Genomic DNA, 16,397 nt, shown 5'->3' with positions numbered 1-16,397 from the left:
GATGGCAAGAAGGTCACACCTGTTCCCATCTCGAACACAGAAGTTAAGCTTCTTAGCGCCGATTGTAGTGAAGGGTTTCCCTTTGTGAGAGTAGGACGTTGCCGCGCATTTGTATCATGGAGGTTTAGCTCAGCTGGGAGAGCGTCTGCCTTACAAGCAGAATGTCGGCGGTTCGATCCCGTCAACCTCCATCCATGAGTTATTAGCTCAGTTGGTAGAGCATCTGACTTTTAATCAGAGGGTCGCAGGTTCGAGCCCTGCATAACTCATTCATCATTCTTGCGATAATGATGGAACAATTGAATATTACGAGACGCCGGCTTAGCTCAGTTGGTAGAGCATCTGATTTGTAATCAGAGGGTCGAGGGTTCAAATCCTTTAGCCGGCATCCAAAAATGCGGAAGTAGTTCAGTGGTAGAACATCACCTTGCCAAGGTGGGGGTCGCGGGTTCGAACCCCGTCTTCCGCTTTTTTTTATTTTAAAGACTCTCGTTTAGCCGGGGTGGCGGAACTGGCAGACGCACAGGACTTAAAATCCTGCGGTGAGTGATCACCGTATCGGTTCGATTCCGATTCTCGGCACTTACGCACCCATAGCTCAATTGGATAGAGTACTTGACTACGAATCAAGCGGTTACAGGTTCGACTCCTGTTGGGTGCATTTTTCACATAATTATGACCGGGAAGTAGCTCAGCTTGGTAGAGCACTTGGTTTGGGACCAAGGGGTCGCAGGTTCGAATCCTGTCTTCCCGATAAATAAAAATAGACGCAGAAATCATTCCGATGGTTTCTGCGTCTATTTTGTTTCTCTGGATATATTGCCGTTTTTTCCCTTTAAGTATATAATGAGGAACATTCCAAATAATTCTGTTGGAAATGTTTGGGGAATACGCTGTTGTAGAGGGAGTAGCAGGCAGTCTGGATGGGTTTCAGCTTTCTTGACTAGTTTGCCGCAAACGTCCTCGGATAGCCCTTTCTGATTAATTGGGCGAAAAACCCGGCATTTTAATGCCGAGATGAAAGCCTTTTTTTGGTTCATATTTTTTGGTGCTTACATATGGTAGATGGGTATAATGTAGTCAGAGGTGATAACATGACTGACAAAAATCGTTTCACGCATGGTCGGACTTCTGTCTTTCGTTTGGACTATCATATCATTTGGCAAACCAAATACCGCAATCCGGTCCTGTTCGGAAAAGTCGATTCTGACCTCAAACAGATTCTGTCGGAAATAGCGAGCGAATATGGATTTGAAATCCAACACATGGAAATCGATCTCGATGACCATGTCCACTTGCTGGTGTCTGCGCCGCCGAAATTGTCCGTTACAAATATCGTCCGTTGGCTGAAAGGGATCAGCGCAAGAAAACTGTTCCAGTTGCACCCAGAACTGAAAAATTCTTACTGGCTGGCCGAAGGCAATCGGCACCTTTGGGCGCCAAGTTATTTTGTTGAAAGTATCGGCACAAGCAACGAACAGGCAATAGCCAAGTATATTGACGACCAGCGGATAAAGGAGGCGAAAGACAATGAAACTTAAAGGCATCAAAATGAAGTTGCTGCCGAATCAGGCCCAAAAGGACCAGATCGACATCAATATCCAACTTCGTCGGTTCATCAAAAACAAGATGCTGGATATGCAGCAGGCACGCTACAAAAACGGCGGTCAATACGTCAATAAATTCGGCATGAACTACCTCATCAAAGTGTTGAAACTCGAATTTCCGTTCCTGAAACAGGCCGAAAGCACGTGTCTGGAATATGCCTGCGCCGATTTAGATCAGGCGTATCAGCGCTTCTTCACTGGCCAAAACAAACACCCGAACTTCGAAAGCCGTAAACGTCCGCACAACAGTTACAAATCCAAATGCATCAACCAAAACATCCAAGTCGCGGATAACCATTACATCAAGCTGCCGAAACTCGGTTTGGTCAGGGCCTACGGCCTTGAACGGATCCGCGGTCAAATCAAGAACGCTGTTATCCGTAAGGAGCCGACCGGCGCCTATTCCGCGACGATCCAAGTGGAACACGAACCTGTTCTGTTGCCCAAAACCAACAAAGAAGTCGGCATCGACCTGGGCATCACCCATTTGGCGATCCAGTCCGACGGATTCAAGCTGGAAAACAAGAACTTTGAACGTTCCTTGGCAAAAAAACGCCGCAGCTGGGAACGTAAGTTGGCGCACCGGCGCACGCAGGCTTTGATCAAAATCAAGGAAGCCGAGACGGCCGGGGTCGAACTGGATCTTTCGGAATTCAAAAACGTCCAAAAAGCCAAACAGATGGTGGCCAAACTCAATCGCAAAATTGCTAATCAACGCGAATACCACCTGCAGAAGTACACGACCGATTTGGTGCGGCACTTTGACCTGATTGTCCTAGAGGATCTGAAAACCAAAAATCTTCTGCAAAACCACCATCTTTCCCGTTCCATCGCGGACGCAGCCTGGGTGAAAATCAAGTCCATGCTGGCGTACAAATGCGACTGGTACGGCAAGGAATTGGTGCTGGTCAACCCTGCCTATACGAGCCAGATCTGTTCGCATTGCGGCGAGAACACCGGCAAAAAGCCGTTGCGGATCCGCACGTTCGCTTGCCCGCATTGTCACACCAAAAACATCGATCGGGACGTGAATGCGGCCATTAACATCCTCAACAAAGCGTTGGCCGAACGTTAAACGGCAAGAGTGTGGGACACGCTTTGGTCCATAGGAATAACCTCTGGCCGGTTGGCTTCCAATCGGTTAAGTCCGTTCCGTTCCCAGAAGCTCAGGCACTTGAGTGCCGAGCAGTCCCCATTTGACAGTTATGTAGGAATAGCATAATATAAACATATAATAGTCAAAATTAGTCAGGGGAAGGGAGGCGTCCATTCCATGCATGGTCAGAACATGTCAGATATCATCGAAGCGTATATCAAAAAGATTCTGAATGCAGAAGAGCAGATTGAAATCAGAAGGAATGAAATGGCAGATCGTTTTCATTGTGTACCTTCACAAATCAACTATGTCATTAATACCCGTTTTACGGAACAGCAAGGCTACTCGGTCGAAAGCAAACGCGGCGGGGGCGGCTATATACGCATCATGAAGGTGAAAATCCTGGATCAAGCGGAATTGTTGGATAAGCTGATCGCTATCGTAGGCGAAAGCATCAACCAGAAGGATGCGTTTGCGGTAACCCAAAATCTATACAGTCGCGGTATCATTACGAAACGCGAAGGAAACCTGATGTTGTCGGTATTGGATAAGTCACTTGCCCCATACACAGGCGAACATGAAGAAAGAATACGAGCCCTGCTGTTGAGAAATTTCATGAACAGTTTGCGCTTTGAATAGATAGCCCGTAGAGGAGGCGTTAAAAATGGATGAATTATTTACAGAAAAAGCCAGCCAAGTATTGTTGTTGGCAACAGAAGAAGCGCACAAATTTAAGCATCAATCCATCGGAACGGAGCACATGCTTCTCGGACTAGTCAGAGAACAAGAAGGCATTGCCGGAAAAGTGTTGCGTGGATACGATATTGATGAGGAAGGAGTCCGCGAAGAGATTGTCCATCTGACCGGTTTCGGCCAAATGAATGCGGAGGACTTCAACGCGCCGTTGCCATTTTCTCCTCGGGCAAAAAAAGTCATTATGTATGCGACAAACGAAGCGCACAAATTGGGGGTTCCATTGGTAGGAACCGAACACCTTTTATTGGGCTTGTTGAAAGAAGAAATTTTGGCAGTCAAAATCATCAAAAATCTGCAGATCGATCCGAATTTGCTGCGTAAGTCCCTCTATGAGAAACTGGGCATCAAACAACCGACAAAACCGGATATGCGTTCAGCCAAAAAGACGGAGAAAGTGGAAGAGGGAACGCCGACGTTGGATTCCTTGGCCCGCAATCTGACTGACTTGGCACGGGAAAACCGGATGGATCCGATCGTAGGACGCGACAAGGAAGTCCGCCGCATCATGCAGATCGTTTCCCGCAGAACGAAGAACAATCCTGTTTTGGTAGGGGAACCGGGTGTCGGCAAGACCGCCATCGTGGAAGGTTTGGCACAGAAAATTGTAGCCGGCGATGTTCCGGATACGTTGGCGAACAAACGCATCATGATGTTGGATATGGGTTCACTGGTGGCAGGTACGAAATACCGCGGTGAATTCGAGGAAAGAATGAAAAAAATCATCGACGAAATCTACAATGACGGAAATGTCATCCTCTTTATCGATGAGTTGCACACCTTAATTGGTGCAGGCGGAGCAGAAGGGGCGATCGATGCCTCCAATATCCTGAAACCGGCATTAGCAAGGGGCGAACTGCAGACAATCGGTGCCACCACCTTGGATGAGTACCAAAAATATATCGAAAAAGATGCGGCGTTGGAAAGACGTTTCGCGCCTATCCATATCGATGAGCCCACACCGGAGGAATCGGTTGAAATCATGCGTGGCTTGCGTTCCCGTTATGAGGAGCACCATGGCGTGGAAATCACTGATGAGGCGCTGAAAGCAGCTGTCCAGTTATCTGTGCGCTACATCACTTCCAGAAGATTGCCCGACAAAGCCATCGATCTGATTGATGAATCCGCGGCAAAAGTCCGTTTGGATGTCACACACGGGGATACGCCGATCGGGAAACTTGAGTTGGAAATCGCGAAGTTGTCGAAAGACAAAGAAGAAGCCATCCTGAATCAGGACTTCGACAAAGCTGCCCGCATCCGCAAACGCGAAATGACGAAGAAGCAGAAATTCCAAAAAATGGTGGAACAACAAGCCCAAACGATCACGCACTACGATCTGAAAGTGACAGAAAACGACGTAGCCGAAGTGGTGGCTTTGTGGACCGGAATCCCGGTCAACCAGATGGAGCAGAAGGAAAGCGACCGTTTGATGAGGCTGGAAAAAGTGCTGCATGAACGCGTCATCGGCCAATCCGAGGCGGTAAGTGCAGTGGCCCGCGCCATCAGACGTGCACGTTCCGGGTTGAAGGACCCGAACCGTCCAATCGGTTCGTTCCTTTTCTTGGGTCCTACCGGTGTCGGGAAAACAGAGTTGGTGAAAACACTGGCTGAAGCGATGTTCGGGACAGAGGATGCCTTGGTTCGCTTGGATATGTCCGAATACATGGAGAAATACAGTACCAGTCGTTTGATCGGCTCTCCTCCCGGCTATGTTGGTTATGATGAAGGCGGCCAGTTGACGGAAAAAATCAGACAAAAACCCTACTCGGTCATTCTTCTCGACGAGATTGAAAAAGCCCATCCGGATGTCTTTAATATCCTCCTGCAGGTGCTAGATGACGGTCATTTGACCGATTCCAAAGGACGGAAGGTCGATTTCCGCAACACGATTTTGATCATGACTTCCAACTTGGGTGCAACGGCTTTGCGTGATGAAAAATCGGTCGGATTCGCGGCGAAAGACCTCAAGCATGACTATAAAGCGATGGAGAAACGCATCCGCGAAGAGCTGAAGAACAGTTTCCGTCCGGAGTTCCTGAACCGTATCGACGAAACAATCGTCTTCCATTCCTTGGAGAAAGACGAGTTGCATGAAATCGTCAAATTGATGGCGAACGGCATCGTGAAACGCTTGAAAGATCTTGATATCCATGTGCGCATCACGCCTGCAGCCATCGATGTCATCGCAAAAGCCGGTTTCGATCCGGAGTACGGTGCACGTCCGATCAGACGCGCGATCCAAAAAGAGATCGAAGACAAATTGAGTGAAGAAATGCTGAGCGGCTTGATCAAATTCGGTGATACCGTCACGATTGGTGCCCAAAAAGGCAGTATCCGGATCTCTGTGAAGCCCGCCAAGGCAGAAAACAAAGACAAAAAAGTGCCGGTAAATTCTTAAGAGCAGCAGGTCCTCCTTTGGAAGACAGGGTTATTGTTCGGCTATCGCTACCGTTTGTGCTAATATATAGTTACAGAAGTTAGAGGAGGGAACAAAGATAATGAAAAATTCTAAAAAGGCATTGTTGATCGGTTTGGGTGCTACAGCAGCGATTGCGGCAATTGCAACAGCCTTGGCATACGAGGAAGAAGCAGTGGACAAAATCGGCTCTTATTTGAACCGTCAACGCATGAAGAGTTTCGTGAAGGACCATCTGAAAGGTAGCCAAAAATTTTTGAAGGCAATCGAGGATTTGACTGATGATGAAATCGACGGATTCTTGCGCGTTGTTGACAGAGCAGGCGATTGGAAAGAATCAGCAATGGACCTATTCTCTGATTTAAAGGACAAAGCTGGCGATGTAAAAGACACCGTAGGCGACAAGCTGCATAGATAAGAATTTCAAAACAAGGATTGCCTCATCTGAAAATGAGACAATCCTTGTTTTTGGTGTGCTTGTTGCAGAATGTCCGATAACCCGGAAGAATCGGACAAGCAGAGCGCAAATGTTCTGGAGGTTGTCGGATAACCCGGAAGAATCGGACAAGCAGAGAGCAGATGTACAGGGAGTTGTCCGATAAGCGGAAAGAATCGGACAAGCAGAGCGCAAATGTTCTGGAGGTTGTCGGATAACCCGGAAGAATCGGACAACCGGAGAGCAAAAGTTCAGCGAGTTGTCCGATAACCGGAAAGAATCGGACAAGTGGAGCGCAAATGTTCAACGAGTTGTCCGATAACCCGGAAGAATCGGACAAGCAGAGCGCAAATGTACAGCGAGTTGTCCGATAACCCGGAAGAATTGGACAAGCAGAGCGCAAATATACAGCGAGTTGTCCGATAACCCGTAAGAATCGGACAAGTAGAGCGCAAATGTACAGCGATTCGTCCGATAAGCCGGAAGAAGCGGACAACCGGGGTATATTTTCACATGCAGAAAGGGACCGCCCTAGTTGGGGCGATCCCGTTTTAGGTACTATGAGATTCTGTTGTTGCAGTAACCGCGAGATAAGCCAAAGCCAGATCATCCATGTTCTTCAGAGCCAGGCCGGTCGCATCGAAAAAGCGATCGATCCGGTACTGGAGCGTGTTGCGGTGCAGGTAAAGATCTGCTGCCGCTTTCGATAGATTGCCTTGATTCCGCCACATGGCCGCAATCAGCTCGTGTGTGCCGTCGACGGAACCAATCGTGGTCTGCAAGGCCAGCAGTACCAGACTTTTGCTGCCGGATCCGGATAGGAAGTAAGGTAGCGCGATGGCTGCAAGGGTCGTGATTTTGTTGCCTTTCGCGATCGTGCGGCTGACCGCGAAGATTTTCCGCTCTTCCTCGAAAAGTAGCGGCAAGCCGGAATCGACAGGCCAACGTTGTCCCAGATACAAAGCAGTACGCAGGCTGAAGTCATCATCCAGAATATCGAGCACCGCCGCCAATTCCTCGTCGATGCAGTAGGGTTCCGGGCTGTCCAGAATAAAGAGCCCATTTTTGTCATCGAGAAAGAAGCATTCGCGGACTAGCGGCAAGGTTTGGCTGAAGGCATCGAGCCAGAGTGTCTGGTCGAAAGATCCCGCTTCCTCTTCCCGGTAGGAGAGGCTGAATTGGAGCAGCTGAGTCTGCGCCAAGCCGGGCGGAATTTCGCTTGAGTGGCCCAACAGAAACCGGGCCCAAGGATTATTCGGGATTTCGGAGGGCGTAGCGTCCCTGCTGAGCAGATTTTTCAGGAGAACTTTTTCCCGGCCGCTCAAGGTATGTTCCGGGATATGCACCCACTGTTTTTTGTAAGGCAAGGTGAAATAGTCCGGTCCAAGGCTGGGAGCAGCCGTGATTTTAGCTTCGGGAAATAGTTGTTGGAGTTCGTTTGGGTTCAAACTGTCACCTCGTTTTTGGATGGCTGCCTTCATCATGGGAGGCTTTTCATTTTATTCTAGCACTAATATATCCAATTTGCGAAAAAAATCGGAAATATGCTATGATTAAAGGAATCAAAAGGGACGAGGTAGCGGAAGATGGATGAGTTGAAGGAAGAGTATATGCGGGAAGCCATCAAGGAGGCGGAAAAGGCTGCAGCAATCGGGGAAGTGCCGATCGGAGCGGTGATCGTCTGGAAAGGTGAGATCATCGGGCGCGGCCACAATGAACGCGAAGTGACGAATGATGCAACGACACATGCGGAAATGACGGCGATCCGGCAAGCCAATGCGTTCAAGAAGAATTGGCGGCTCGAGGAAGCGGAGCTTTATGTGACGCTTGAGCCGTGCCCGATGTGCTGCGGCGCCATTCTGTTGTCGCGGATCAAGAAAGTCTATTACGGCGCATCCGACCTGAAAGGCGGGACAGCAGGCACTTTGATGAATCTGCTCCAGGACGAGCGTTTCAACCACCAGACCGAGGTGGAGAGGGGCGTTCTGGAGGAAGAGTGCCGGACAATGCTGCAGGATTTTTTCCGAGCGTTGCGCAAAGAACGCAAGAAAAACAGCCGGAAGCATCTCCGCGAACACATGCAGGCTGAAAACAAAGACTAGCTTTTTATTTTTGGCTATGGTATGATAAGAAATGCCGAAAGGCCTTATGGCAATGGCGATCTTATGAATTGAGTCAGATCCGGAAGGAAGCAGCTATAAGTAGGTATCGCCATGTGCTGTAAGTTATTATAACTTATACAAAGAAGCAGGAAAAACCGTCCAACGGTTCTCCTGCTTCTTTTTTTGCGTTGATTTTGTTTTCTTTCGTTAATCGGGGCGCTACTGCTCCGAATCGTCAACGATGATCAAGATATTCCCTTCCTCCAATTCGGAGAAGTATCCTTGCATCTTGCGCTCCTGTTCTTCTTCCTGTTCCGGTGTCATCTGCGTATAAGGATGCTGAGGGGATGGTTCGTATAGTGCTTCCTCATCGAAGGATGGATAGAGTGGGGCGAGTTCTTTCCAATCAAAGTTCTCATCGTGTCCGGTTTCGGTGATGACTTCAATGCCGGTATCTTTTGCCAGTCGCTCTTTTTTATCCTGAGAGTTGGTAACCAGAAGGAAATCTGTTTGCTTGTGCCCTTTTTCGATCAAGCCCTTGATGGCTTCCTCCACAGCTTCGATGGTTGCGTACGAACCTGCCACAAATTTTGGCATATCACATCAGTCCTTTCATTTTTCATGGTTTAGAGAGCTGCTTGATGGGGTCGAGTAGGAAGTTTTTATTCGTACGATTCCTTTGTGATGATGACGATGCTGCCGTTTTCGATGGCAGCGATGCGGTCTGCAAGAAAGTCTCTGCCGTCGGGGAAAGTACCGGTCCTATTCTGGAAATCTTCGTATTGCTTCAGGTTAAAAAGATAGTGAACCTTCTCCAATAACGAATGGCTTGAGAAAATCGCACCGTCCGCACCGCGAAGATCCCAATTCTCCAAAATGGCTTCCTGATAGGCGTTGTTCGTCACCAAGGTGATCTGTTCCTTCGTGTAGCCCTTTTTATGCAGTTCCTCAACCGCCCGTTTGCACTCCTCAATGGAATGGACGCTAGTATGGATGGTATAAGTCATGATGATGTCCTCCTTCTCAAGAAAAAGAAAGCGTTCTCTTTTGATTTGAGTATAAGCCTTTGCATCAAAAAAAACAACAATCGCACTGTTACGGCCGTTCGCGTGCCGCTCTCCTTTTGAATCAGTTTCGATTTTGCCTGAATACCGCCACGCTGGACCATTTGTCCTCGTACAGGACGTGCACATTCCGGATGCGGTCGAGCGCAATCCATTCTTCGCCGATCAGGATTTCATCCTCACCGCAGTAGCCCTTGAAAAAGCCTTCGATGGACTCGGTTTGGCGCCCGAAGCGGTCCTTTTGGTTCAATTGGACCGATACGCGGCGATTTTTTTTTAAGGCTTCCGCCAAGGATGCATCGATTTCGGTAAGGCTCATCTGGGGAAGTGTCGGGATATCCTTCATGGCTTCCGCTTTTCCTGCAGAGATGGATTTCACAAGTTCATCCATCGCGTAGGCCGTTACCCATTTGATCATGCCGCGGTCATGGTAGTCGTTGTAGTCCTCAAATACCTTATCTGTCCGTTCTCTTGGTTCGTTCAGCATTGTCTTCACCTTCCTCCAATCCGGCCATGCCGCCCGCGTGTCCTCCCACCAATGAGCTGCGCGCTATCGCGCGGCCGCCTTCCAACAGGCTGACTGCCCGCACGAGGGAGCGGAACCCGTATTTTTTGCGGATCGAATCGACAATCAGGTCCTTTTTTTGCTCATTAACTTGTTCATCAGGATTCTGGAACAGGTCCAGTTGCAGAAAATCCGTGTAGATCAGATTCCCAGCGCCCACGCCGACGTTCCGGATCGATTGGTCTTTATAGTGCTGTCCAAAAAGCATCAGAATATGGGCCACGAGCTCACTGGATGCATTGGTGGGCGGGATTTTCAACTGCTGATGGAAGCCGGTCCGGCCCAATTGGTCGATATAGTTGATGCTGTAGCCGATGCTCAAGCTGATAAGCTGGCTCTTGGCTCCGGATTTGCGCAGGCGCGTCGCCACCTGGTCGGCCATCTCGATCAGGACGATCTCGATTTCCGAGCGCACCACATAGTCCTTGTTGAGAACCTGTGAATTGCCGATCGATTTGGAGCCGACTTTAACGCTTTGGCCCAAAAAACTGCGGTCGATTCCCCAGCTGTGGGCGTAAAGCTGTGCACCCATGACGCCGAGCCGGCTTTTCAAATCATAGTAGTTGGTGTGCGCCAGGTCATAAATCGAGAAGATGCCCAATTGGTTGAGCCGCAACTGGGTCCGTTTGCCGATGCCCCAAAAATCCGTCATATCGGGAATTTTCCAGACAGTTTCGGGAATATCCGGATAGCGCCATTCCGCAATCATATCCGGTTGGTGTTTGGCTGCATTGTCGAGCGCCAGCTTAGCCAGCAAAGGATTATCGCCGATGCCGATCGTAGTGTAGATGCCGGTCGTCTGCAATACGTCGGCCTGAATGAGTTTGGCCATTTCGTAAGCTGAGTTTTTCCCGAAAAGTTTCTGGGCGCCGGTGATGTCGACGAAACTCTCGTCGACCGAATAGACGTGGTGGTTCGCTTCGTCCGCATACTTCTTGTAGATGTTGTTGATTTCCGTGTTTTTCTGCATGTACAGCCGCATCTGCGGCGGTGCAATCACCAAGCCCGGCGGATAGGGGAAGGGCAAGTCCCTGGCCCGGCTGATGTTCGAAATCCCGAAGGCCTTTTTCGCAGCCGGGGAGGAAGCCAGGATCAGCCCGCTGCCGCGCTCTTTTGGATCGGTGGACGGATAGCTCATGACAACCAATTTCGTTTCGAGTGGATGCAGCCCGCGCCGCACGCATTCCACGCTCGCATAGAAGGATTTGCAGTCGATGCAGAGAATGTCGCGACTGGGTTCCTTCGCATAATCAAAAACCAATTCCGTTTCATACATAAAAATCGTCTCCAATCTCTACGTCTCTATTATACGAACGTATGTTTGTATTTGTAAAGCGAACACGGACAAATATTTTTGGGGAATGACAAAAATGCAATATGAAAAAACAGGGAAGCTCCCCAAAAAGGAAGTTCCCCTGTTTTATATGGTAAAAAGCTAATTCATGATTTGCACAATCCAACTCACGCATATAAGCGCAAAAACACTGACACCACAAAACATACTGATCCGGTTATTTTGTTTGATTGCCCCCAATACTATAGCCGCGCTGCTTATTATTAGAAATAGATGGACCCTATTTGAGAAAGGCAATGGTTGACGAGGTGTTATAACGAAATACAGAAGGAAGAGCAGGAGTACCGCTATATGCACAAACAAGTAGATTTTTTTCATGGTCTTTCCTTTATTTGAGATTCTTTTGTTCACGTCTAACTCTTAACAATTGAAGCAACATTAAAAATAATGCTGTATAGAACCCTGAACCAATGAAATCTCTGTTAATGATGTATTCTATAGCAATTCCTATTAGACTTGCTATAGACAAACTTATTAGGACATTAAGATACGGATGGTTCTGATAAAATTTTTTGTACGAATTCATGATGTTTACACCTGGAAAGTCGTAGAACGGTTGCATTAATTTTTTTTTATAATCCATATTGTTATGTCAGCTCCTATTTTTATTATTTGGTATATAAATAGCTTAGCATAACACCTAATAGGTAGCCTCAAAAGTAACCTGTATTTCCGGGACGCCTAACTATGATTTCATAAAAATCAGCTGAAAGCATTGATATTAATGGTTTTCAAGTCTTTTCCGCAACGCATCAACCTAGTTACATTTTGCATATTTCGGTCGACGGTGTAGTGGAAAAGTCAAAGAGTCAGCAAATTGCTTATAATTTTAAGGGGGATACATGATGAAATTCTCGCGAAAAAAATGGATTAGCGGTATCATAGATATGTTGAAGATAATCGGTAGTGCTTCTATAGTCATTTATTGCATTATAATTGATTTATTTTCTTCCGGATGCTTGGATAACCTCATCCGAAAATAAAAGACGGATACCATTCGTGTTGGCAGAGTTGCATTGGGGGATTCATTATGAATATTGAATATTATGTGTTTGACAAAATGAACGCACAGTCTGAAAAAGTGGAAGTAGCTATTGAAATAATGCGTTCGCTAAGCATGTACAAAGACTTATTTAAAGATTCCAATAATTATTTTCTGTATTCTTTAAAACATTCGCAAGAAGAATTTAAAGAAAATAAAGATGTTTGGAATTTAATAGAAACCCATGGAGTGGATATCTTACCTATCGTTTGTATAGACAAGAAAATATACAAAACAAAAGATGTTTTAAGTGTAGAGGAAATGGGAGTGCTGACGAATAGCGGCATTTCTTATCAAAGAGATGATACAAGTCCTTGAAAAAATGCCGCATCCACCACGACCAAATATAAAAACGCTCTATTATAAAAGGCAAAGTATCATGTAAGCAATCAGAATCCCGGAGGCAACTAATGAAGAAAATATTGTTAACTGTCATAAGTATGGCGTTGCTGGCCGCGTGCTCAAGTAATGAGAAACTAGAAGTTTTTTCATTTGATGCTCGTACCAAAGATGTTGCGCTGGAAAATTTTGTTTTGGTTTCAAACGGGACCGAAGCTTATGTGCAACCCACTTTTCAACTTTACGGAATTGAAACATTGGAGAACGAAGCGGAAGTAGTCAGTGGTGCAGGCATAAGAATCTATGACAGCAAGAAGAATCTGATTTACTCCCTTAATGTTGGAGAAAATCAGTATGGTGTCCTCGACACTAGAACATCGCCGCTTGAAGGAGAATTAATTGGTCCCGTGCTGAAAATTGAGAAGATTGAAGTGGGAGAAACAATTTATGTTGAATTTATATACGAAAAAGATTCTCTCGAAGTCAGGGAGGAAGTAGAAGTAATTCTAGGTAAAAATTAAGTTCTGCAATTTTCAGGGAATGATTAGGTAGCTTTTTGAGGAGTGGTGGCTAAAATGAATCGGTTTGTATTGTATGAATTCCTGTGCGCTGGAAAGGTACCTGACTCAGAGAGGAGAACTGCATGCAAAACACAAAAAATTTGAAAATCACTTTTGGCGCAGGGGTGCTTATCCTGAGTGTGTATAGCCTGTGGACAAAAGATTTTACCTACCAGAACATCACGTTATTCTTTTTGGGCTTGTTCATGTGCGTACTCGGTGTTGAGGAATCGAAAAAGAACAAGGGCCGGCGCTGGAATCTCTATGTTTTTACAGCAATCTTCCTATTCGCAACGTTATTGCTCCAATATGTATGATGATTTTTTTTGATGCGAATGGACACTGAGTGCACCAGAGTAGCAACACTTATGCAAAGGAGATGGTTGAAATCAAAAGGCTGAAAACTGGATGGTTTGTACTCGGCTCCCTGATCGTATTGGTAACAGGGTTCTATGCGTATGAGTTTCCTTTGAAAAGCTACATCGCGCAAAAAAATCTCTATGAGTTGCTGGAGGGAAAAGAAGGGATTGCGGAAGAAGATATTCAGATACAAAAAATTCGGAAAGATTACAAGAGTGCCCGAAGCGGCTATGTCATTTATTTTACAGTGAAGGAGAGTCCGTTAGATTATTGTTATGACTATTCTTTTGAATTTGATGATTGGATAATGGGATACGTTTCTGAAGGGACGATTTATTCGACTGATAAAATTATTCTCAGAGAGGAGTAAGGGCCATGATTGAAGTTTTCGATGCTGGGTGGACGTTAATAAGCGCACTAGCTATTATCGCAATTCTAGGTTGGATCGTCCGTTATTTCTTAAAAAAGAGATAGCAATAAAAGAAAGCGGGTGGATGAATGAGTACGCGAGACAATCAGAAAAAGTACGATGACAAAAGCAATGTGGACAGTTCCATTTATTCGAGGGTCAATATTGGCCAAGGAGCAAACAATAAGTTTGATGGCCCGAACCTTACGCATTCGGGAGGAAGCATGAACAATCCCGATGAGCGGATGCATCATAAGACCAGTTCCCTAAACACAATCAGCTATTATGTGATTGGCAGTGTCATTTCCGCCGCGATACTATTCGCAGGCATGCAGATCTTTCACGATTACTTCTATGGCGAGGGACTCAACAAGCTACTTCCTTCGCTGCTGTTGCTATTCGGATCTACGGCGATAGGATTTTTCTGTTCAAAATGGATCATGAAAAAATTTGTGCACTTCAAAAAGAAATAACCCACTAAAGAATCTAATTTTTATCAACAATAGATATTCTAACCGGATAGGATGGTGCTGGGAAATGATGAAAAAGCCAATCGTAACAACAATATTTTTCCTTTCAAGTATTCTGCTATTGAGTGGGTGTGGCGATTCCACTTCCACCATGAGTGTCGTGGAGTCAATCGGGAATGCGGCTCAGAAGAATGCGGAACTCGAAAATGCTCGTTTTGAGACACGTTACTCCTTGGATAGTGAAGCAAAGCCATTCGACCAAAGCTCGGAAGGGGCCTTCGTGAAAAAAGCGGAGTATGACTATGAGTGGTATCAGAAGACTTCCTTCGATGAAACGAATACCACGGAAACGTCTCAAATCGGCGGAAAGCAGTATCAGAAAATCAGTGTACCCGGGCAAGCGGAAACGCATTGGGTGGAGGTTTCTTCAACTGGATTTGCGTTGCAAGAACTCTTGCGTTCGCTCTTTGAGAATGACCTAGTGGAAGCGGATATTGCGGAGAGCCAAGTTGAGGATACAGGAGGCCGCAAGGAATATACACTCACCATGAACGACGCTTATGTCGAGAGGATAAAAGCGAAAAATGTGGAAGCGATCCAGCAGAACATTGAGGAATTGAAACAGGACGACGAAGAAGAGCTAGTCATCGAGGAAATGGAAACCCTTCTCCAGGAAATTGAGGAGACCAACTATCAAGGTGTCACCATCACCTATGAAATCAACGGAGAAGGTTTCCTGACGGCTTTCCACTCCGAATCTACTGCGGTGCCTACGACTGGGGAGTCCTACACCATGGTCAGCAGTTCCTCGCTGACGGAATATAATCTGAGCGATACAGAAGACCTGCTGCCTCAAATCGCAGAGTAAGGGAATTTGGAGAAATAATTAACATTCCCTAAATAAGCTATGTCGCTGGGGAACAATCCGTTCCTTTTGTGATAAAATCTAACTGGAATGATAATCAAAAATGCTTTAAGAAGTGAGGATATAAGATGATTGCAAAGACGGAAGAGGATTTTAATGGATTAAAGGAAATCGGCGGCATTTGCGGAGCGATCCGTGATGAAATGGTCGAAGCCGCGAAACCGGGAATCACTACAAAGGAACTTGATGATATTGCGAAGGCGCTTTTCGAAAAGGCAGGAGCAGTGTCGGCACCAAAAGGAGAATACGATTTCCCGGGGTACACCTGCATCAGCGTAAACGAAGAAGTGGCGCACGGGATTCCGAGCGATCGGATCATCGAGGAAGGCGACCTGGTGAACATTGATGTTTCAGGTTCCAAAAACGGTTATTTTGCGGATACCGGCATTTCCTTTGTTGTCGGGCAGGGCGATCCAGTTTTGCAGAAAATGTGTGACGTTGCCAAAGAAGCATTCGAAGCGGGGTTGGCGAAGGTAAAACCGGGCGGAAAAACAAGCAATCTCGGAAAAGCGGTGCACAATGTGGCGAAACGGCATGGTTTGACGGTCATCAAAAACCTGACCGGACACGGTGTCGGACGCGCGATTCACGAAGCACCGGACCATATTTTCAATTACTACTCGCGCTGGGATGACGAAATTCTGAAGGAAGGCATGGTCATCGCCTTCGAGCCTTTCATCTCCACATTCGAAGAGGAAGTTTTCCAAGTTGAAGATGACGACTGGACCTTCTTTACAGAAGAAAGCATGGTAGCGCAATACGAGCATACGATCATTGTGACGAAGGAAGGGCCGATCGTTACCACGCTTTGAGAGATTTGAAACTCCAATAGGCGCGTTTGCGGGACAATGACAAATACTTGCATGCAAAAAAGCACAGATTGATTTCTGTGCTTTTTT

General features: G+C 46.6%; 18 protein-coding genes, 7 tRNA genes, 1 rRNA gene and 1 other RNA gene. 22 read left to right on the top strand and 5 right to left on the bottom strand.

All coding sequences use genetic code 11. The annotated features are described in order from the left end of the window. The 13 genes from rrf to C8U37_RS12715 all read left to right on the top strand — a co-directional run. Window positions 1–107, top strand: a 5S ribosomal RNA gene (gene rrf, locus C8U37_RS12775); the annotation flags it as partial. Window positions 108–118: 11 nt separating this feature from the next. Further along, window positions 119–191: transfer RNA gene (locus tag C8U37_RS12770), tRNA-Val, on the top strand. Between the two features lie 5 nt (window positions 192–196). After that, window positions 197–269 (top strand) — tRNA-Lys (locus C8U37_RS12765). A gap of 46 nt (window positions 270–315) precedes the next feature. After that, window positions 316–388: transfer RNA gene (locus C8U37_RS12760), tRNA-Thr, on the top strand. A 9-nt stretch (window positions 389–397) separates the two neighbouring features. Further along, a tRNA-Gly gene (locus C8U37_RS12755) sits at window positions 398–469 on the top strand. A 27-nt stretch (window positions 470–496) separates the two neighbouring features. Further along, window positions 497–582, top strand: a tRNA-Leu gene (locus tag C8U37_RS12750). A gap of 5 nt (window positions 583–587) precedes the next feature. Next, a tRNA-Arg gene (locus tag C8U37_RS12745) sits at window positions 588–661 on the top strand. 19 nt (window positions 662–680) lie between these two features. Further along, window positions 681–754: transfer RNA gene (locus C8U37_RS12740), tRNA-Pro, on the top strand. Window positions 755–1,094: 340 nt separating this feature from the next. Beyond that, entirely contained in the window at window positions 1,095–1,541 is a 447-nt protein-coding gene (gene tnpA, locus C8U37_RS12735; RefSeq protein WP_108033596.1) for an IS200/IS605 family transposase, read from the top strand. After that, complete coding sequence (locus tag C8U37_RS12730; RefSeq protein ID WP_108033595.1) at window positions 1,531–2,682, top strand: RNA-guided endonuclease InsQ/TnpB family protein; 1,152 nt, start codon at window positions 1,531–1,533, stop codon at window positions 2,680–2,682. The genes tnpA and C8U37_RS12730 overlap by 11 nt, the downstream gene beginning before the upstream one ends. 198 nt (window positions 2,683–2,880) lie before the next feature. Continuing rightward, window positions 2,881–3,342 (top strand): CtsR family transcriptional regulator, encoded by a 462-nt coding sequence (locus tag C8U37_RS12725; protein ID WP_108033594.1) that lies wholly within the window; start codon window positions 2,881–2,883, stop codon window positions 3,340–3,342. Window positions 3,343–3,367: 25 nt separating this feature from the next. Continuing rightward, window positions 3,368–5,854, top strand: a complete 2,487-nt coding sequence (locus C8U37_RS12720; protein ID WP_108033593.1) for an ATP-dependent Clp protease ATP-binding subunit — start codon at window positions 3,368–3,370, stop codon at window positions 5,852–5,854. Between the two features lie 100 nt (window positions 5,855–5,954). Beyond that, window positions 5,955–6,290 carry a hypothetical protein gene (locus C8U37_RS12715; protein WP_108033592.1) on the top strand — a complete coding sequence of 112 codons (336 nt, stop codon included), beginning with the start codon at window positions 5,955–5,957 and terminating at the stop codon, window positions 6,288–6,290. Window positions 6,291–6,859: 569 nt separating this feature from the next. On the opposite strand, the gene C8U37_RS12710 is transcribed toward C8U37_RS12715, so the two are convergent. Beyond that, window positions 6,860–7,756: a helix-turn-helix domain-containing protein gene (locus C8U37_RS12710; protein WP_170100292.1), complete on the bottom strand. Its 897-nt coding sequence runs from the start codon at window positions 7,754–7,756 to the stop codon at window positions 6,860–6,862. A gap of 138 nt (window positions 7,757–7,894) precedes the next feature. Between C8U37_RS12710 and tadA the strand changes: the two genes are divergently transcribed. Together tadA and ffs are read left to right on the top strand one after the other, a co-directional pair. After that, window positions 7,895–8,410 carry a tRNA adenosine(34) deaminase TadA gene (tadA, locus tag C8U37_RS12705; protein WP_108033590.1) on the top strand — a complete coding sequence of 172 codons (516 nt, stop codon included), beginning with the start codon at window positions 7,895–7,897 and terminating at the stop codon, window positions 8,408–8,410. A gap of 41 nt (window positions 8,411–8,451) precedes the next feature. Next, window positions 8,452–8,538: signal recognition particle sRNA small type (gene ffs, locus C8U37_RS12700), an RNA gene on the top strand. Window positions 8,539–8,629: 91 nt separating this feature from the next. Here ffs and C8U37_RS12695 read toward each other — a convergent pair. From C8U37_RS12695 to C8U37_RS12680, 4 genes are all read right to left on the bottom strand, one after another. Next, on the bottom strand, window positions 8,630–9,007 hold the full coding sequence (locus tag C8U37_RS12695; RefSeq protein ID WP_108033589.1) for a general stress protein: 378 nt from the start codon (window positions 9,005–9,007) through the stop codon (window positions 8,630–8,632). A gap of 65 nt (window positions 9,008–9,072) precedes the next feature. Then, window positions 9,073–9,417: a hypothetical protein gene (locus C8U37_RS12690; RefSeq protein ID WP_108033588.1), complete on the bottom strand. Its 345-nt coding sequence runs from the start codon at window positions 9,415–9,417 to the stop codon at window positions 9,073–9,075. Window positions 9,418–9,538: 121 nt separating this feature from the next. After that, complete coding sequence (locus C8U37_RS12685; RefSeq protein WP_108033587.1) at window positions 9,539–9,961, bottom strand: hypothetical protein; 423 nt, start codon at window positions 9,959–9,961, stop codon at window positions 9,539–9,541. After that, window positions 9,930–11,315 (bottom strand): Y-family DNA polymerase, encoded by a 1,386-nt coding sequence (locus C8U37_RS12680; protein WP_108033586.1) that lies wholly within the window; start codon window positions 11,313–11,315, stop codon window positions 9,930–9,932. The genes C8U37_RS12685 and C8U37_RS12680 overlap by 32 nt, the downstream gene beginning before the upstream one ends. A gap of 1,108 nt (window positions 11,316–12,423) precedes the next feature. On the opposite strand from C8U37_RS12680, the gene C8U37_RS12665 reads away from it, so the two are divergent. The 7 genes from C8U37_RS12665 to map all read left to right on the top strand — a co-directional run bounded on the left by C8U37_RS12665 (window position 12,424) and on the right by map (window position 16,310). After that, a complete protein-coding gene (locus C8U37_RS12665) occupies window positions 12,424–12,753 on the top strand; it encodes an arsenic metallochaperone ArsD family protein (RefSeq protein ID WP_108033584.1) in 330 nt (109 codons plus the stop codon). 92 nt (window positions 12,754–12,845) lie between these two features. Beyond that, entirely contained in the window at window positions 12,846–13,295 is a 450-nt protein-coding gene (locus C8U37_RS12660) for a hypothetical protein (RefSeq protein WP_108033583.1), read from the top strand. A 122-nt stretch (window positions 13,296–13,417) separates the two neighbouring features. Continuing rightward, window positions 13,418–13,651 (top strand): hypothetical protein, encoded by a 234-nt coding sequence (locus tag C8U37_RS12655; protein ID WP_108033582.1) that lies wholly within the window; start codon window positions 13,418–13,420, stop codon window positions 13,649–13,651. Between the two features lie 62 nt (window positions 13,652–13,713). Then, window positions 13,714–14,064 (top strand): DUF3139 domain-containing protein, encoded by a 351-nt coding sequence (locus C8U37_RS12650; protein WP_108033581.1) that lies wholly within the window; start codon window positions 13,714–13,716, stop codon window positions 14,062–14,064. Window positions 14,065–14,192: 128 nt separating this feature from the next. Then, window positions 14,193–14,576, top strand: a complete 384-nt coding sequence (locus tag C8U37_RS12645; protein WP_108033580.1) for a hypothetical protein — start codon at window positions 14,193–14,195, stop codon at window positions 14,574–14,576. A 64-nt stretch (window positions 14,577–14,640) separates the two neighbouring features. Beyond that, window positions 14,641–15,441 (top strand): hypothetical protein, encoded by an 801-nt coding sequence (locus tag C8U37_RS12640; RefSeq protein ID WP_108033579.1) that lies wholly within the window; start codon window positions 14,641–14,643, stop codon window positions 15,439–15,441. Between the two features lie 125 nt (window positions 15,442–15,566). Then, a complete protein-coding gene (map, locus tag C8U37_RS12635; protein ID WP_108033578.1) occupies window positions 15,567–16,310 on the top strand; it encodes a type I methionyl aminopeptidase in 744 nt (247 codons plus the stop codon). Window positions 16,311–16,397: the final 87 nt, after the last annotated feature.

Origin of the sequence: Trichococcus patagoniensis (genome assembly GCF_003051085.1) — a bacterium.
Lineage (GTDB): Bacteria > Bacillota > Bacilli > Lactobacillales > Aerococcaceae > Trichococcus > Trichococcus patagoniensis.
The sequence above is the reverse complement of the archived record's forward strand: the minus strand, read 5'-3'. Positions and strand labels throughout refer to the sequence as shown.

Excerpts from the sequence above, each read along its gene's own strand:
- tnpA (WP_108033596.1), top strand. The coding sequence starts at position 1,095 with ATGACTGACAAAAATCGTTTCACGCATGGTCGGACTTCTGTCTTTCGT.
- C8U37_RS12730 (WP_108033595.1), top strand. The coding sequence starts at position 1,531 with ATGAAACTTAAAGGCATCAAAATGAAGTTGCTGCCGAATCAGGCCCAA.
- C8U37_RS12725 (WP_108033594.1), top strand. The coding sequence starts at position 2,881 with ATGCATGGTCAGAACATGTCAGATATCATCGAAGCGTATATCAAAAAG.
- C8U37_RS12720 (WP_108033593.1), top strand. The coding sequence starts at position 3,368 with ATGGATGAATTATTTACAGAAAAAGCCAGCCAAGTATTGTTGTTGGCA.
- C8U37_RS12715 (WP_108033592.1), top strand. The coding sequence starts at position 5,955 with ATGAAAAATTCTAAAAAGGCATTGTTGATCGGTTTGGGTGCTACAGCA.
- tadA (WP_108033590.1), top strand. The coding sequence starts at position 7,895 with ATGGATGAGTTGAAGGAAGAGTATATGCGGGAAGCCATCAAGGAGGCG.
- C8U37_RS12695 (WP_108033589.1), bottom strand. The coding sequence starts at position 9,007 with ATGCCAAAATTTGTGGCAGGTTCGTACGCAACCATCGAAGCTGTGGAG.
- C8U37_RS12690 (WP_108033588.1), bottom strand. The coding sequence starts at position 9,417 with ATGACTTATACCATCCATACTAGCGTCCATTCCATTGAGGAGTGCAAA.
- C8U37_RS12685 (WP_108033587.1), bottom strand. The coding sequence starts at position 9,961 with ATGCTGAACGAACCAAGAGAACGGACAGATAAGGTATTTGAGGACTAC.
- C8U37_RS12680 (WP_108033586.1), bottom strand. The coding sequence starts at position 11,315 with ATGTATGAAACGGAATTGGTTTTTGATTATGCGAAGGAACCCAGTCGC.
- C8U37_RS12665 (WP_108033584.1), top strand. The coding sequence starts at position 12,424 with ATGAATATTGAATATTATGTGTTTGACAAAATGAACGCACAGTCTGAA.
- C8U37_RS12660 (WP_108033583.1), top strand. The coding sequence starts at position 12,846 with ATGAAGAAAATATTGTTAACTGTCATAAGTATGGCGTTGCTGGCCGCG.
- C8U37_RS12655 (WP_108033582.1), top strand. The coding sequence starts at position 13,418 with ATGCAAAACACAAAAAATTTGAAAATCACTTTTGGCGCAGGGGTGCTT.
- C8U37_RS12650 (WP_108033581.1), top strand. The coding sequence starts at position 13,714 with ATGGTTGAAATCAAAAGGCTGAAAACTGGATGGTTTGTACTCGGCTCC.
- C8U37_RS12645 (WP_108033580.1), top strand. The coding sequence starts at position 14,193 with ATGAGTACGCGAGACAATCAGAAAAAGTACGATGACAAAAGCAATGTG.
- C8U37_RS12640 (WP_108033579.1), top strand. The coding sequence starts at position 14,641 with ATGATGAAAAAGCCAATCGTAACAACAATATTTTTCCTTTCAAGTATT.
- map (WP_108033578.1), top strand. The coding sequence starts at position 15,567 with ATGATTGCAAAGACGGAAGAGGATTTTAATGGATTAAAGGAAATCGGC.